This is a genomic window from Agrobacterium vaccinii, assembly GCF_021310995.1.
Classification (GTDB): Bacteria; Pseudomonadota; Alphaproteobacteria; order Rhizobiales; family Rhizobiaceae; genus Agrobacterium; species Agrobacterium vaccinii.
In genome coordinates this window covers 125636-142302 of record NZ_CP054151.1, presented here as the reverse complement: position 1 = coordinate 142302, position 16667 = coordinate 125636, and the positions used below count along the sequence as shown (strand labels likewise).

Below are 16667 nucleotides of genomic sequence, written 5' to 3'. Positions count from 1 at the left end.
GTCCATTTCGACCAGAACCTAGAGCGTTTCCACGTTTTTCTAAATCGGGTTTGGCTCCCAAATCAGTTCTGATGTGATTCACTGATGTTGGCTGGATGGAGGCCAGCATCTGATGACCGCACCGATATCAAATGATATTCGTGAACGTGTTGTCCAAAGCGGCAATTGCGCAGGCCCATTTGTGGCATGTAGAACCAGAATTCGGTCGCGCGATATGGAACGCCCCGGGAGAGGCAGGGCGTAGCTACCCACGCTTATACTTGGAGCATTTCCGCCTCAAGAACTGGGCAGGAGCCAGCTTTCTAAAGAGATAGATCGATACTCACTGGTTCACCAAGTGCGTACAGCACCGTGTCGTCGCCTCGATCCGTTTGTCGCATCGCCATCGCGAACGTCGCTAATGGTGCGCGTGGCGTTATCTTGTGATGCAGGACGCCCCGTCGATAGGTGACGATCTGATCTGGCTGGGCGATGAAGGCTTTGAGCGTTGCCAGGTCCGGTCCTTCGGTTCCCTTCCAGTCACAAACGACGATCAGGGAGGGCGCCATATCCAGTGCCAGGAAAGTCTGCGCCGAAAAAGGGTGAGCCTCCAGTTGCTTGATGAGAATAGTCTTTTGAGGTAATTCGATTTTGACGATTTGAATCACCGGTTTTTGGGCATCTTCCGTCGCATCGAAAGCTCCTTCAATGAGCAGGGAACCTGCCGCCGTCAGACCGGAAACCAATCCATACGGTGCAAATTTTTCCTGCGTCAAGGCTTGGGGGACAATCGAAATCATGGATTGCTCCGCGTGAAATCAAGCTGGACCTTCATGCTGCGTGACCGGTCACTGGCCAAGTCGAAGGCTTCTGTTGCTGATGTAAATGGCAAGGTCGCCGAGATAAGTGGTTTTACATCAATCAGGCCTTTGCCCATCAGATCGACGGCTTCAGCGAATTCGGTGTGGAAACGAAACGTGCCACGAAGCTGAAGTTCCTTGGTGACGATTGTGTTGACCGGCAACGTCATCTGCCCGCCTAGTCCAAGCTGCACGATCACGCCACCGGGTCGCAACACGTCCAGTGCGGATGCGAGCGCTGCCTGATTGCCCGATGCTTCGAACAGGACGTCGAACGTTCCCTTGTCCTTGTTGTAGGCGTCGAGCGCGGCACCATTTTTGGCGACGTTGATGACCTCATCGGCTCCGATTTTTGTTGCAGTCATAAGCGGCTCGTCGGCTACATCCGTAACGACGATGCGGGCTGCACCAGCGAACCGTGCCATCAGAACGCAGAGTGCGCCGATTGGCCCGGCGCCGGTGATCAGCACCTGCTTGCCCAGGAGTGAGCCCGCCTGCTTGGCCGCGTGAAGGCAGACTGCCAAGGGTTCAGCCATCGCAGCCTCTCCCATGGACAGGCTGTCGGCAATCGGCACGCATTGCGACGCATCGACTGTCACGGTTTCGCGAAAGCCGCCCTGGACGTGGGGAACGCGCATGGCGCTGCCCATGAAGCGCATATCGAGGCACTGGTTCTGCATGCCTTCAGCACAAAAGCGGCAGTGTCTACAGGCCCGGCTGGGGTTTACGGCGACGCGCATGCCCGGAGCGAGATGCGACACGCCGTCGGCAACCTTGGCCACGACGCCTGCAAACTCATGACCAAGCGCCATCGGTTGCAAAACGCGGATCGTTCCGAACCCGCCATGGTGATAATAGTGCAAGTCCGACCCGCAAATGCCGCCTGTTGAAACCTGGACACTTGCCTCGTTCGAAGCCAGTTTCGGTTCGTCCACTTCTTCAACGCGCAGGTCTTTGGCTGCGTGGATGATGATCCCTCGCATGGTTCTATCTCCTCCCGGTACTTAGTTTCTGCCCGTGTCACAGCACCGAAAGCATGCCGCCATCGACATAGATGATCTGGCCGTTGACATAGTCCGATGCCCCTGACGCCAGGTAGACGGCTGTTCCCGCCAGTTCCTCCGGTTTGCCCCAACGTTTCGCAGGCGTGCGGCCTTTCACCCACGCGTCGAATTCAGGATTGTCGATCAGGGCCTGGTTCATATCGGTGATCATATAGCCAGGTCCGATCGCGTTGGCCTGAATGCCGAACTGTGCCCATTCGGCGGCCATGGCCCGGGTCAACATTTTTATGCCGCCCTTGGCAACCGTGTAGGGTGCGACGGTGGCGCGCGCCAACTCGCTTGTGAGGGAGCCGATATTGATGATCTTGCCGCGACCACGCGGTATCATGCGGCGTGCCGCCTCGCGGCCCAACATGAAGGCGCTGGTCAGGTTGGTGTCAATGACCCGTTGCCAGTCTGCCGTTTCCAGATCGACCATTGGTTTGCGGAACTGAATACCGGCATTGTTGACGAGAATATCGATTTCCACGCCCTGTGCGTCGAAATCTGCAAAGGCCGCTTTGATGGCCTCTTCCGAGGTGACATCGAAGACGGAGGCGCTGGCTTCATAGCCGTTTGCCGTGAAATCGGCGACTGTACTGGCGACGCGTTCGCCGTTGGTGCCGTTGATAATGACATGCGCACCGGCAGCAGCAAAGCCTTCCGCCATGGCGCGACCAAGGCCGCGCGAAGAGCCGGTGACGAGCGCGGTGCGCCCCTTGAGATCGAAAAGTGGATTGGTCATGGTGGGCCTCACAACGTGCTGCGACGGACGCTGAGGTCCGAACGTTCATAGACGGCAGGAAGAAGGTCGACACCCAGTCCCGGACCTTCCATCGGCAGGACATAGCCATTCTCGATCACCGGGACATTGTCCACAAGCTCCTTGTACCATCCGGTATAGAAAGCGCGAACGGATTCCTGGATCAGCGTGTTGGGTTGGCTGAAGGAGGCGTGGATGGCCGCGATGAAACCGACAGGGCCGATGCAGTCATGCGGCGCGAAAGGGCGGTGATAGGTGTCGGCGAGCGCTGCAATCTTGCGTCCCTCCGTTAGACCACCGGTCCAGCAGAGATCTGCCATGACGATCTGCATCGCGTCGCGGTCCAGCATGTCCTTGTAGGGAAAGCGCGAACCGAGCGTTTCGCTTGCGCAGACTGGTACTGTCGTGGAGCGCGCAAACTCACTCAGTGCCTGCGGAGAGTTCATGCGGATGGGATCTTCGTACCATGTCGGCTGGTATTGCTCCAATACGCGGGCGATCTTGATGGCGGTGGGCAGGTTCCACAGTGAGTGGAATTCGACCATGATCTCTATTTTATCGCCCACCGCCTTGCGGATTTTCTCGAAGGGCTCGACAGCCTTCTTCATCTGCTCAGGCGTGATGTGCACGCCGTGGTTCTCAATGGCGGCCGGATCAAATGGCCAGATTTTCATGGCGGTGATGCCGCTTTCCAGTAGGCTTTCCGCCACAGCGTCGGCGCGGTTCATGAACCCGTCGAGGTCTTCGTAAGGACCGTTCGCATCGCCAAGGTTCCATGTGGAAACCGGCTTGATGTTGTGGGATCGAACATATTTGTAGCCAGCACATGTGTTGTAGACACGCTGTTTGTCGCGGCACAGACCGCCCAACATCTGATGGACGGGCTGATCACAGACCTTGCCGAAGATATCCCAAAGGCCAATGTCGATCGCAGACGTTGCACGGGATTCTGCTCCTGTCGATGCCTGCGCCATGGGAAGATTGGTCATCTCCCTGTGCAGCGCTTCGATGTGCAGCGGGTTTTTGCCCAGCAGGCGCATCGCCAGCGTATCATGGATATGCGCTTCAACGGCACCCGCACCGTAAAATGTCTCCCCAAGCCCGATGATCCCTGCGTCCGTGTGAACGCGGACCCATAGGACATTGGAAAACTCTTCGGTTTTCAGTGTCTCGATCTGTGTGATTTTCACGGTGTCTCTCCTACCCAACGCGATGCCGGCCCTCTTGCCTGTCGCACCTCTCCCTTGGATGCAGACAATAATCATGCTTGTAATATTTCACAACATGTTTTAAACATTTTTGTAGATGAGCGAAATGAGCTCTGTCGTGACGGGAGGAAATCGTTCATGGCGAAAAAACGGACGGTTCCATCCTTGGTGGTGGACGGCGAGACGTTGCCACGGCGCAACCGCGTAAATTTCTTCGAGCTTGCTTACCAGCGCATAGAAGAAATGCTGATCAACTGTAAACTGAAGCCAGGTCAGTCCTTGACCGTGCAGGAGTTGCAGGATCTGACTAATTTGGGCCGCACGCCGGTTCATAACGCCGTCAATCGTCTGGCCGCAGATACGCTTTTCACCATTGTTCCGCGCCATGGTCTGAAGGTTGCCCCGATCGACCTTGCGCGGGAGCGGATGCTATTACAGCTGCGCGGCGACATGGAGCGTTTCGTCGTCAAACTGGCAATTGAGCGTGCCAGCCTGTCGCATCGCAATCAGATGCTGCATATCGAGCGGGCATTGAAGGCGAAGCGCGACGAGATCACACTGGCTGACTTCAACGACATCGACCGGCGCATCGATCAGATTCTGCTGGCGGCAGCAAACGAGCCTTTCCTCGAACACACGCTGCGGCCACTTCACACGATCTTTCGCCGCATAGGCTTTATTCATCACACCCACTGCTCGGTGCAGATCGATCTGACGCCCACCATCGATTGCCATCTCGCCGTACTCAGCGCTGTCGCCAACCGGCATATGGATGCGGCGGTCTCGGCCTCGAACCAGCTCATCGCCTTCGTAGATTCGATGTTCGACACGATGGAATCAGGCCTGGACCCGCGTTTGCTGGATTGCAGTATCGAGCCAATTTTCAGAATTCCGGGGAGGGAATGACAATGCAACGCATCGTGTTTCACGGTGAAAATGCCGCCTGCTTCAGCCATGATTTTGCTGATCTGGCGCCGAAAGACGCGCAGATCATCCTGTTGCCGGATGTGCTGGAAACAGGCGAGCAGAAGAAGGCCTATGCCACCGCCGATGTGATCGTCGGCGTCAAATTCGATGCCGCCCTGCCGCAGCCCGAAAACCTGTCTCTGTTCCACGTGCCGGGCGCTGGATATGACGCCGTCAATTTGGACTTGCTGCCTGCAGGCGCAATGGTGTGCAACTGCTTCGGCCATGACCCGGCGATTGCGGAATATGTCTTCGCCGCTATCCTCAACCGTCACGTGCCGCTTGACGATGCCGATACGAAATTGCGTCAGGGCAACTGGGCCTATTCATCCGGCTCGCGAGACCGTCTCCATGATGAAGTCTGTGGCAAGACGATCGGGCTGCTTGGCTTTGGCCACATCGGTCAGGCCCTTGCCCGTCGCGCGAAGGCGTTCGGTATGCAGGTCAGCGTCGCCAATCGCAGCCCCGTTGCAAAATCCGAGGTGGTGGACCAGTCATTCACGCTGAATGAACTGGCCGACTTCTGGCCGACAGCTGACTACATCGTGGTATCGGTGCCGATGACGCCATCGACCACAGGGATCGTCAACGCCGACGCCTTCAGCAAAATGAAGGCCGATGCGGTCATTTTCAACGTTGGTCGCGGCCCGACAATCGATGAGCACGCGCTCTACGATGCGCTGAATGAAGGAAAGATCGGCGGGGCGGTGATCGATACCTGGTACACCTATCCAGGTCCCGGCGAGCCGACACAGCTGCCATCCAGCCTGCCATTTCACACGTTGAAAAACCTGATCATGACGCCGCACATGTCGGGATGGACCCATGGGACTGTGCGCCGGCGCCAGCAAACGATCGCAGACAATATCGCGCATCGCCTGGCAGGCGCGCCCTGCATCAACATCGTCAGAAAGGACAGCTGACGACATCCGGCGGGGAGGCCGGATTCGACAGGACGACAAGACCGTAAGCTCAATTAACAAGGGAGAGAGTGATGAGCATTTCCAAATCATTTAAACTGGCCGGTGCCATGGTCGCAATCTGCGCCAGTATGCTGACGGCCACCGTAACCTACGCGCAAAGCGTCGATGAAATCGTCAAACGAGGCAAGGTCAAGATCGGCGTGCTTGTGGGCGCTCCTCCTTTCGGGTCGGTAGACGCCATGGGCAATGCCATCGGTTACGATGCCGATGTCGCGACCCTCGTCGGCAAATATATGGGTGTGCCTGTCGAGATGGTGCAACTGACGCCGCCATCGCGTATTCCAGCGCTGGAAGCACGCAAGGTCGATTTTCTGGTCGCAACGCTGGCCAAAACGCCGGAACGTGAAAAGGCCGTCACCTTCACCAATCCCTACAGCGCGTTTCAGGTCGGCATTTATGCCAGCAAGGACGAGCAAATCACCGACTGGTCGGGCCTGAAGGGCATGATGGTCGGCGTCAACCGCGGCTCCAGCGTCGAACATCAACTGGTTGATCGCGAGCGTGAGCTTGGCCTTACGGTTTTACGTTTCGATGATGATGCGACGACGATGCAGGCTTTATTCTCGCATCAGGTCAAGGCTGTTGCCAGTCCTGAAGCACAATCCAATGCTGCGATGAAGGCGCGCGGCGAAACTACCATTGAAGCGAAGTTCTTTTTCTCCATGCAGCCCAATTCAATGGCTGTTCGAAAGGACGCTGTTGAGCTTCAGCAATGGCTCAACGGCACTATTGAGAAGATGAAATCCAGCGGGGAACTGGACGCGATCTCCAAAAAATGGGTCGGATCGCCGCTCCCGAAGCTGCCGACTTACTAGGGCGACTTTGGTGCCGCTTCGGCGGCACCAAGCTTGCTATGACGAGCGGCTAGATCAAGGACACAGATCATGAGTTTCACACTTCAGTTCGAACCCGTGTTGGCTGAAACCGACCTGATCCTGAACGGGATCAAGCTCACCATCCTACTTTCCGCCGGTGCGATCATTCTGGGAACGGCGCTGGCTATTCTGCTCGTCGGGTTGCGCAGCCTTGCCGGTGGCATCGTTGCCTTTTGTGTTGACGCTTATGTCGAGCTTCTCCGCAACACGCCGTTTCTGGTACAGCTGTTCATGATATTTTTCGGTCTTCCGCTCCTGGGCTTGCGAATGTCGGGTATCGAGGCGGGGCTGCTTGCCATGACGCTGAACCTCTCGGCCTATTCGACCGAAATCATCCGGGCAGGTGTCGATTCCACGCACAAATCTCAGCTTGAGGCAGGCCTGTCACTGGCGCTCAGCAGACTGCAAGTGTTCCGTTACATCATACTGAAACCAGCGTTCGCCAAGGTCTGGCCAGCACTGTCTAGTCAGTTCGTACTGATGCTTTTAGCCTCCAGTATTTGCTCTTTTATTTCCGTACCAGAACTTTCCGGTTCCGCTGCCATCGTTGAGCAGCGCACGTTCCGCAGCTTCGAAAGCTACATCATCGTAACCATTGCCTATCTGGTCATTGCGCTCACGTTGAAGCTCGGTTTGATCGGGTTGGGTCACGTTCTCTTTGGTAAGCGTGTTAAGCCTGATGTCACTCCCGCAATCGCCAGCAAAGGGAGTGCCGCCTGATGACCTCTTTCGGTTGGCCTGAATTTCTTTTTCTGCTGCGCTCGGCTGGGTGGACCGTTGTTTTGACAGCGATCGCCTTCAGCATCGGCGCTGCTTTCGGTGGCGCTATCGCCATCATGCGTCTGGCGCAAAACGGCGTTCTGCGTGCCATTGGCATCGGCTATATTTTGGTCATCCAGTCCATTCCGGTCCTGATGATCCTGTTCATGTCCTATTACGGCCTGACGTTGATCGGCTTTGATATCCCACCTCTGTTGGCGGCCTCTGCGTCGCTGGCGATCTATGTTTCGGCCTATCTGGCAGAGATCTGGCGTGGATCTATCCAGGCGGTGCCGTTTCAGCAGTGGGAAGCCTCGGCCTCCCTGGCGCTGACCCGCGCTCAGCAATATCGCTACATCATCCTGCCGCAGGCCTTGAGAATATCGCTGCCGCCAACGGTGGGTTTTCTGGTGCAATTGGTCAAGAACACATCGATCGTCTCGGTCGTCGGTTTTATCGAATTGTCGCGAGCTGGCCAGTTGATCAACAACGCCACCTTTGAACCGTTTAAGGTCTTCATGGTGGTTGCGCTCATCTACTTCTTCATCTGCTTTCCGCTGTCGCGCCTAAGCCGTTATCTTGAAAGGGTTCTCCATGTCGGTCGTAGCCATTGATCAGGTTCACAAGCGCTATGGCGCGCTTGAAGTTCTCAAAGGCGTCTCGATGCGTGTCGAAACCGGGCAGGTCGTGGCACTCATCGGCCGCAGCGGGTCCGGTAAAAGTACCATGTTGCGTTGCATTAACGGGCTGGAGGCATTCCAGTCCGGAAGCATTCACGCGGCTGGTCATAAGGTAGAGCAGGATCAAGCCAAGCTCCGGGCGTTGCGCAAGGATGTCGGTATCGTCTTTCAGAGCTATAATCTGTTTCCCCACCTGACAGTTGGCGAAAACATCATGCTCTCCCCACGTATTACTCAGGGGGTGTCGAAGCCTGATGCAGATGATTTGGCTCGAAAGGCACTAGAGCGCGTCGGGCTTGCCGATAAGTTCTCAGTCTATCCGGAAATGCTTTCGGGTGGCCAGCAGCAGCGTGTGGCCATAGCAAGGTCGCTGGCAATGCGACCGAAAGTGATGCTGTTCGATGAGGTAACGTCGGCTCTGGACCCTGAACTGACGGGTGAGGTTCTTCTCGTGATCGAAGAACTTGCCCGTGAGGGCATGACCATGTTGCTGGTAACACATGAAATGAATTTCGCCCGTAGCGTCGCCAATATCACCGTCTTCATGCATCAGGGCAAGATCTGGGAAGCCGGTCCGTCTGCAGAACTCTTCGCAAATCCAAAGACGCCAGAGCTTCAGGCATTTCTATCGAACGGTGTGAAATAAGGGTGTGAGTTTCGACATGAGACGGAGTAAACAGCGCTGATTTGGTCTGAGGCGCGGTCGATACTTGTCTCCATAGATGATATAAACCATCAGAAATACGTGGGTTGTGCCGACTCCGCTACACTCTTCTAAATAACCGGGGCGACAATACGGACCCAAGCAGGTCGCGTTTCAATTAATAGATCGATGGTTCGTATCCGCTCAAGAGCTCCAGACCCAATTTTTAATCTCCGGCAGATCGTCAAAATGCTCGCGGATGTAATCGTTATGTGTTGCGAGGGTGTTTGTGCAGTACGCGAGCAGGCTCGCACCGTCGATCAGCATTTTTGGAACGTACCGCAATACGTCCAAGCAAAGATGTAGACGGCTGATCCTGTTCAGAACAACCATGTCGAACGGCGTGGTTGTTGTTCCTTCTTCAAGGTAGCCGCGCACATGGAACCGGTCGTGCGCTTCACGTCCGTGCAAGAGATCATGGATGACCCCCGGATAACCATGAAAGGTGAAGACCACAGGTGCAGTTGTCGTGAAAATTTCTGCAAATTCGATATCCCCCATTCCATGGGGATGGCGATCCGCGGGACATAGCCGCATCAGGTCGACGACGTTGACAATACGGACTTTCAAACCCGGAGCATATTTACGAAGCAACCAGGCTGCAGCAATTGTTTCTTGGGTTGGGATGTCTCCTGCGCAGGCCATTACAACGTCCGGCTCATCTGGTTCGTTGCTGTACATGTCCCAGATGCCAGCACCTCTTTCACAATGCTCACGGGCCTCTTCCATCGTCAGCCACTGCAACTGCGGCTGCTTGTCGATGACGATAAGATTGAGATAATTGCGGCTTCGAAAACAGTGGTCAGCGACGGAGAGAAGGCAATTTGCATCCGGCGGCAAATAAACGCGGGCGACTGCTGGTTTGCGATGGATGATGGTATCGATAAAGCCTGGTCCCTGGTGGCTGAAGCCATTGTGATCATTGCGCCAGCAGGTCGATGTCAGGAGATAATTGAGTGACGGGATATCGGCCCGCCACGGGACGTGTTTAGCATGTTCCATCCACTTGCCGTGTTGCATCGACATGGAATCGACGATCATGGCAAAGGCTTCGTAGGTGGCAAAAAGGCCATGCCGGCCAGTGAGCGTGTATCCTTCAAGCCATCCGTGACAGCAGTGCTCGCTCAAAACTTCCATAACACGACCATCATGCGAGACGTGATCATCTGCCGGAAGTATGTCGCTGACCAAGCAGCGATCGCTGACTTCAAAAATTGCTCCGAGCCGGTTGGAATTGGTTTCGTCAGGGCAAAACAAGCGAAAGTTATGCGGGTTGTTGACATAGATATCCCGGAGATATTCTCCCAGCACTGCTGTCGAGCCCATGCGCTCACGGGCTCGATGCTCGAAATTAACAGCGTAAGAATTGAAGTCCGGGAGATTGAGAGGCTTTGTCAACTTGCCGCCGTTTGCATTCGGATTTGACCCCATCCTCAACTCCCCGGCGGGCGATAGATCGGCGTATTCTGCACGGAATGTTCCATTGTCATCGAACAGCTCTTCCGGTTTGTAGCTGCGCATCCAATCTTCGAGAATGGTCAGATGCTCAGGGTTCGTCAGAACCTCAGATACAGGAACCTGATGGGCTCGAAACGTGCCTTCGATCGGGATGCCATCAACGACCTTCGGCCCCGTCCAACCTTTTGGCGTCCGCAGTACAATCATCGGCCAACGCGGCCTGTTGTTGGAAATGCCGCCACGAGCCGATGACTGTATCGAACGGATTTTTGAAACAGCACGTTCAACCACAGCGGCAAAAAGCTGGTGCATGACCTCTGGTACGTCACCCTCGACAAAATAGGGCTCGTAGCCTTGGCCCTCAAAGAACTTGCGCAAGTCTTCATCGCTATGGCGTGCAAGGACTGTAGGGCCAGCGATTTTGTATCCGTTGAGGTGCAGGATCGGAAGGACTGCTCCATCGCGCGCGGCGTTGATGAAGTCGATGCTTTTCCAGCTCCCAGCCAAAGGTCCCGTTTCCGCTTCACCATCGCCAACGACGGCAACAACAAGGAGATCTGGATTGTCCATAATGGCTCCGAATGCGTGGGCCAAGACATAACCGAGTTCCCCGCCCTCATGGATCGAGCCTGGCGTGGGAACACTGACATGGCTAGGAATTCCGCCAGGCGTCGAGAACTGGCGAAACAGACGCCGGAGCCCTACCTCGTCCTGCGTCACGTCAGGATAAAACTCCGTGTAACTACCCTCAAGGTAAACATTTGCGATGAGTGCAGGGCCACCATGACCGGGGCCAGCCATGTAAATTGTGTTGAGGTCGAATTTCTTGATAAGACGATTCATATGAGCGTAAATCAAATTCAGGCCGGGAGAGGTGCCCCAGTGCCCCAGCAGTCTTGGCTTAATGTGTTCGACCTGCAGCGGTTCACGCAATAGAGGATTGGCAGATAGATAAATCTGACCGACATTCAGATAGTTAGCCGCCCGCCACCACGCGTCGATCTTGTGAAGTTCTTCACTATCGAGAGGCTTTTCGGTGTGACTGAGATGATCCATAATCGCTCCTGTGGCATTGGGTACTGCCGTTCGCCAACGGATAAGAAAGTATTCCTCTCCCGTTTGGAAATGTGATTGCTCGATGTCTTGGTTCAGTTGGTCTGCAGCGCTGTCAGCAAGCGGAAGGTATCGTCTGCGATCACCTGTTCCTCGTCTGTCGGAATGACGAAGACCTTGATCCTGCTGTCCGGGCTGCTGATGAGTTGGGCATTTGAGTTATTCGCCTTTTGGTCGATCTCAAGGCCGAGCCAACCAAGATGTGACGAGATCGCAGCCCTTATGGCCGGTTGGTGCTCGCCTATGCCTGCTGTGAAGACGAATGCGTCTATCCCGCCCAGCGTGCTGACGATACGTGCGGCCTCGCCAGCGGTTCGAAACGCAAATAGGCCAATGGCTTCTTTTGCCTCTGGTCGACCACTTTCAAGCAGTTCGCGACTATCTGAACTGATGCCGGAAACGCCTAATAGGCCGCTTTCGTGATATAAAAGATGCTCTAGCTCTTCCGGTGTGTGTTTCTTCTCGGCAAGCAAATAGAGCAGTACGCCCGGATCCAACGCGCCACAACGTGTCGCCATCGGTATGCCGTCAAGCGTAGAAAATCCCATGCTGACATCGCGGCTCATTCCACCTTCCATCCCGCAAAGGCTACAGCCGCTACCAAGATGAGCGACCACGACTTTTCCGTCGGCAACGTTTGGAGCAATACGGGCCACCTCGCGAGCGACGAAAGAGTAGGATAAGCCGTGAAAACCGAAACGCTTTACCCCTTGGTCATGCAGGGCACGGGGCAGTGCATATCGTCTCACAAGCGTACTGTTGGTGCTGTGGAACGAAGTATCGAAGGACGCGGTCTGAAAGATGTCCGTTTGCAGCGTTGAGACTGCGTCAATCAGTTGAATACTGTGTTTCTGGTGGAGCGGAGCCTGAGGAAGAAGGCTTTCGATTGATGTACGGGTTTTCTCGTCAATCGGCACTGCGCCGTGGAACAGGTCGCCGCCATGCACCATCCTGTGCCCAACGGCTGTGATGTCTACTATTTCAAAATGGGTTGCTAGCGCTGTAAATACTGCATCGACAACCCCACTGGTGCAAGTCTTAGAAGTTGCTGGAAGTGCAATCTCTGATTTCTCAGCGCCTCCGAACTGAAACTTCAAACAATTCCGCTGAAAATCGATTATGCCTTTGCCGACGCTAAGGGGAGTACCTGCCTTTAGGATGAATACGCCGAATTTGACGGACGACGAGCCGGCGTTGAATGTCAGTAGTTTCTCGGTGCTGAATTTGTCATTTTGATCGTGATAATCCAACGGCTCGCGCATCTGATCATCCTAATTGCTTCTCGCACGGCGGCCCGAGAGTTTCTCAATCTGAACACTGAAGAAGACTGGCAGTGACGCCGCTTTGGACAGCTCTGTCTTCGCCGGCTTGTACGCGCCTGGTTCCCACCAGTCGTTCTTCTTCTGTAGAAGAGACCAGGCATAGATGTGTTCCCCATGCCATTTTTCGTTATCGGGCAACTCCTGGTAACGTCCTTCTACCAGAACGCTTTGCCACTCCCGTTTCGTCTCCACATGATCCAACTGAAGACAGACATGCGGATTGTCCCGCAGGCTCTCGATCTTCTTGCCGGGCATGGAGAAGGCGTAAAGCATGCCGCCCTGATAAGTGTACTGGATCGGCACCACATAGGGCTTACCCGCTGCGATGCAACCCAAGTGGCAGATACTGTTGGCTTCAAGCATCGCCTGACATTCAGGCGCCGTCATCTCTTGCACGTTCATGTGGCAATCCTGACGAAAGCTACGAGCAACGTCCGAAGGAAAGCTGCCGAGCGAACTCTGGTATGCGCCCTTTAAATGCGTATCGCAATCACAAGTTAACTCGGCGGAAGGGCAGGGCGCGCGAGACCCAGGTGATCTCGCAGCGTTGACCCCTGATATTCTGTGCGGAACAGACCCCTTTCCTGAAGGATCGGCACGACAAGTTGCGTGAAATCCTCTAGCCCTTCCGGGAAAAACGGTGGCATGACGTTGAAGCCGTCGGCGGCGCGGCCTTCGAACCATTCCTGCATGCGGTCGGCAATTTCGACTGGCGTGCCGAGGACGATGTGGTGGCCGCGACCGGCGGCGACACGCAAAGCCAACTGGCGGATTGTCAGGTTCTCCCGGCGTGCCAGAGCGGTCAAGAGTTCGGCGCGACTGCGCAGTTGGTCGGAAATCGGCAACTCTGGCAGAGGACCATCGGGATCGTAGTCGGCAAGGCTGTGGCCAATGCGCTCTTCGAGAAGCGGCATGGCGCTTTTCAGCTCTGTCCACTGGTCGAGCTCGGCGAGCTTTTCCGCAGCTTCTTTAGAGGTGCGACCGACGACCGGCAGGAAGCCCGGCATGACGGCGACTTCATCGGGGTGGCGACCGAACTTTTCGACACGGGATTTCAGGCTCTTGTAGAAGGCCTGGGCTTCGGCGAGGCTTTGCTGAGCGGTAAACACCACGTCCGCCGTACGAGCGGCCAAATCCTGACCGGGGCCGGAAGAGCCGGCCTGAATCAGGATCGGATGACCCTGTGGTGAACGCGGAATGTTGAGCGGACCTTTGACCGAATAATATTTGCCCTCGTGGTCCAGCATATGCACCTTATTGGGATCGGCATAGACACCGTTTTGCTTGTCCTTGATGAAGCCGTCATCGTCCCAACTGTCCCACAGACCGCGCACGACATTCACGAACTCCTCTGCAACAGCGTAACGCTCGTCATGCTCGGGATGCGATTTTGAGAAGTTGTTGGCTGTGCGGGCGTAAGAAGTCGTCACGATGTTCCAGGCGGCACGGCCATGGCTCAGATGGTCGATCGAGGAGAAGGAGCGCGCCGTGTGATAGGGCTCGCCATAGGTGGTGGAGGACGTGGCGGCAAGACCGATCTTTTCGGTGACCAGCGCCAGTGCGGCAAGCAATGTCAGAGGTTCGAAACGGGCGATGGTCGAAGGGTGGGCGTCCACGCCGCTGGTCAGGCCGTCCGCCAGAAACACCATATCGAACTTCGCCTGCTCGGCCATTTGCGAAACGCGGCGCAGCAGATCGAAGTTTTCGCTGCCTGCTTCCGCTTTCGGGTGACGCCAGCCGGAAACGTGATGGCCCGCACCCTGAAGGAACAGACCCAGATGGATTTCTCTTTTGGCACTCATGATAAAATCTCTCGTCAAACGAAGTTCTGATTGAGCAGCGAAAGAAGCCGGGCAAAATCTGCCTCGCTTCTCATGCTGCGGACAAGGTCTGGAATATCCACAAAGGCCTGGTTGCCAGCGGTTGCGTCGTGGAATTTTTCTGTTGGATCTGTGACGCCGGGCAGGCCATCGAAGCGGCGATTGATTGTACTACCGTCGTTCATAGCGATATCCAGCACGACGAACCGCGTGGTTGGATCGCTCGACATGCGCGGTGCTGACCTATCATGTTGGCGGCTGGCACGACTGGCGAGCGCCATGATGCGCTCGTCCACCGGCCGTTCGTCGAAATGGTCAAGCCGCAAAGCGCCGTCGAGCAAGGCTGCGGAGAAGACATATTCCGGGCTGAACCGTGCTTCGATGCCATTGCTCGGCTTCGTTACCACGAGGGCTGCATCGGCCCCGGGCGGATAGGTGAAGGTGATCGTGTCTACCTGCTCGGCTGCCAGGCCTTCACGGTGAAGCTCTATACCCAGCGAAGCGACGGGATGGCTTGCTGTGCAGCAGGGATAGGCTTTCAGCGTGAGGCCGGGCGAGACGATCTGCCATGGCTGCCCCCAGTTTTCGATCGTCAATTCCGGCTGTCCTGCACCGAAGGCATAGGCAGAATAGAAGTTGACCGGATTGTCGAGAAAGTCAGGTGCGCCACCGAAACCAGCCGCGGCCAATCGCGCCGCGAGCAGGCCGGATCGTGCGGCCATGCCCGCATGATAAGGCTTTGCGTCGAAACCGAATTGCAAGCGCAGTCCAGCGGCTTGCGTTGAGGCTAGGCCAAGCGCGATAGCTGTCTTTTCCACCGATGCACCGGTGAGGTGACAGATCGCGGCAGCTACTCCCACAGGCCCAAGCGTCGCGGTAGCGTGAAATCCATTTTCGTAGTGTTTGGAGCCCAGGGAAAGCCCCAACCGCGCCATGGCTTCCAGCCCGACGATGTAGGATGCAATGAAAGCCTCCGCACTGAAAGTCCGTTCTGCGGCAAGTGCGAGCAGCGCTGGAACGATCACCGTTGTCGGATGGCCACGCACGCTCGCGTGCACATCGTCATAATCAAGCACATGACCCGCATAGCCGTTTAGCACTGCTGCGACCAGAGGGTCCGTTTGTTCGGCGCGACCGACGATAATCGCTTTTCCCGGCAAATCGGCGCCAATGACACCGGCCAGAACACCCGTTGTGCGGTCATTGGCGCCCGCGATCATGCATGCGAGAAAATCTATTATCGCCGTGCGCGCGGCATCTATTGCAACGTGATCCTTACTCGGATCAGATGTTACAATTGCCTTGGCAAAGGTGGTTGTAAATGTGGTGTTGGCCATGGTCAGATACCTTCACCGTCACGGATCAAGGCACGGGCGCCCGACAAGCCTCCGACAAATTGGCGAATGCGCGGATTGTCGGAATCGTGGAATATCTCCTTTGGTGAACCGTGAGCGACGACGCGACCGTTTTCGGTAAACACCACCGTGTCGCTGATCTCTTCGGCGAAACGCATTTCGTGGGTCACGAGTATGCTGGTCATGCCATCGCGGATGAGGTCCCGTATCACCCACAGAACCTCGCCGACGGTTTCAGGGTCGAGCGCAGACGTCACCTCATCGAACAGGACGAGTTCCGGCTTCATGGCAAGTGCGCGGGCGATCGCCACGCGCTGCTGCTGGCCACCAGAAAGCTGGCCAGGATAGGCGTCAGCTTTTTCCGACAATCGGACTTTTTCCAGCAATTCGCGCGCAAGTTTCTCGGTTGCCGTGCGGTTGGCGCCGAGAATGCGCGTCGGCGCAAGCACGATATTGTCGAGAACGGTCAGATGCGGAAACAGATTGTACTGCTGAAAGACGATGCCCACCCGCTTGCGTAGTTCGATGCGCTCGCTCTCCTTCGTTAGCTCATCGACCCGTGTGCCCGCGACGGTAATCTTACCGCTTTGCGGCATAGCCAGGGCATTGATACAGCGAAGCAGGGTAGACTTCCCAGAGCCTGAGGGGCCGATGATCGAAACGGCGTCGCCTTTGTTGACAGTGAGATCTATGCCCTTGAGCACCTGTGTATTCCCGAAAGACAGATGCACGTCTTCCAGTTTCACGATCGCGGTATCGGTGGATACAGTCATCTTTAAA

Annotated in this window: 16 protein-coding genes; 6 read left to right on the top strand and 10 right to left on the bottom strand. The window is 56.0% G+C overall.

Features of this window, described 5'->3' with window-relative positions:
• Positions 1–302: 302 nt before the first annotated feature.
• From HRR99_RS15810 to HRR99_RS15795, 4 genes are read right to left on the bottom strand one after another with little or no spacing between them, the layout of a single operon-like run.
• Positions 303–779, bottom strand: a complete 477-nt coding sequence (locus HRR99_RS15810; RefSeq protein WP_233123660.1) for an ureidoglycolate lyase — start codon at positions 777–779, stop codon at positions 303–305.
• A complete protein-coding gene (locus tag HRR99_RS15805) occupies positions 776–1822 on the bottom strand; it encodes an L-idonate 5-dehydrogenase (protein WP_233123659.1) in 1047 nt (348 codons plus the stop codon). The genes HRR99_RS15810 and HRR99_RS15805 overlap by 4 nt, the downstream gene beginning before the upstream one ends.
• Before the next feature lie 37 nt (positions 1823–1859).
• Entirely contained in the window at positions 1860–2627 is a 768-nt protein-coding gene (locus tag HRR99_RS15800; RefSeq protein WP_111839335.1) for an SDR family oxidoreductase, read from the bottom strand.
• A gap of 8 nt (positions 2628–2635) precedes the next feature.
• On the bottom strand, positions 2636–3835 hold the full coding sequence (locus HRR99_RS15795; protein ID WP_233123658.1) for a mandelate racemase/muconate lactonizing enzyme family protein: 1200 nt from the start codon (positions 3833–3835) through the stop codon (positions 2636–2638).
• Between the two features lie 156 nt (positions 3836–3991).
• Between HRR99_RS15795 and HRR99_RS15790 the strand changes: the two genes are divergently transcribed.
• The 6 genes from HRR99_RS15790 (at position 3992) to HRR99_RS15765 (ending at position 8762) form a co-directional block, all read left to right on the top strand.
• Complete coding sequence (locus tag HRR99_RS15790; protein WP_111839333.1) at positions 3992–4759, top strand: GntR family transcriptional regulator; 768 nt, start codon at positions 3992–3994, stop codon at positions 4757–4759.
• Entirely contained in the window at positions 4756–5742 is a 987-nt protein-coding gene (locus tag HRR99_RS15785; protein WP_233123657.1) for a 2-hydroxyacid dehydrogenase, read from the top strand. The genes HRR99_RS15790 and HRR99_RS15785 overlap by 4 nt, the downstream gene beginning before the upstream one ends.
• Positions 5743–5813: 71 nt before the next feature.
• Positions 5814–6617 (top strand): transporter substrate-binding domain-containing protein, encoded by an 804-nt coding sequence (locus tag HRR99_RS15780; protein WP_112500170.1) that lies wholly within the window; start codon positions 5814–5816, stop codon positions 6615–6617.
• Positions 6618–6686: 69 nt separating this feature from the next.
• Complete coding sequence (locus HRR99_RS15775; protein ID WP_233123656.1) at positions 6687–7397, top strand: amino acid ABC transporter permease; 711 nt, start codon at positions 6687–6689, stop codon at positions 7395–7397.
• Positions 7397–8050 (top strand): amino acid ABC transporter permease, encoded by a 654-nt coding sequence (locus HRR99_RS15770; protein WP_111839330.1) that lies wholly within the window; start codon positions 7397–7399, stop codon positions 8048–8050. Before HRR99_RS15775 ends, HRR99_RS15770 begins: the two co-directional genes overlap by 1 nt.
• Positions 8031–8762 (top strand): amino acid ABC transporter ATP-binding protein, encoded by a 732-nt coding sequence (locus HRR99_RS15765; RefSeq protein WP_111839329.1) that lies wholly within the window; start codon positions 8031–8033, stop codon positions 8760–8762. Before HRR99_RS15770 ends, HRR99_RS15765 begins: the two co-directional genes overlap by 20 nt.
• A gap of 201 nt (positions 8763–8963) precedes the next feature.
• On the opposite strand, the gene HRR99_RS15760 is transcribed toward HRR99_RS15765, so the two are convergent.
• The 6 genes from HRR99_RS15760 to HRR99_RS15735 form a co-directional block, all read right to left on the bottom strand.
• The gene (locus HRR99_RS15760; RefSeq protein WP_233123655.1) at positions 8964–11333 is read right to left on the bottom strand and encodes a phosphoketolase family protein; all 2370 of its coding nucleotides are present in this window, start codon (positions 11331–11333) and stop codon (positions 8964–8966) included.
• 92 nt (positions 11334–11425) lie between these two features.
• Complete coding sequence (locus HRR99_RS15755; RefSeq protein ID WP_233123654.1) at positions 11426–12652, bottom strand: acetate/propionate family kinase; 1227 nt, start codon at positions 12650–12652, stop codon at positions 11426–11428.
• A gap of 9 nt (positions 12653–12661) precedes the next feature.
• A complete protein-coding gene (locus HRR99_RS15750) occupies positions 12662–13114 on the bottom strand; it encodes a pyridoxamine 5'-phosphate oxidase family protein (protein WP_233123653.1) in 453 nt (150 codons plus the stop codon).
• Between the two features lie 95 nt (positions 13115–13209).
• Positions 13210–14514, bottom strand: a complete 1305-nt coding sequence (locus HRR99_RS15745) for an LLM class flavin-dependent oxidoreductase (protein ID WP_233123652.1) — start codon at positions 14512–14514, stop codon at positions 13210–13212.
• A gap of 14 nt (positions 14515–14528) precedes the next feature.
• Positions 14529–15869, bottom strand: a complete 1341-nt coding sequence (locus tag HRR99_RS15740) for an MmgE/PrpD family protein (protein WP_233123651.1) — start codon at positions 15867–15869, stop codon at positions 14529–14531.
• Between the two features lie 2 nt (positions 15870–15871).
• Entirely contained in the window at positions 15872–16660 is a 789-nt protein-coding gene (locus HRR99_RS15735) for an amino acid ABC transporter ATP-binding protein (RefSeq protein ID WP_233123650.1), read from the bottom strand.
• Between the last annotated feature and the right edge of the window lie 7 nt (positions 16661–16667).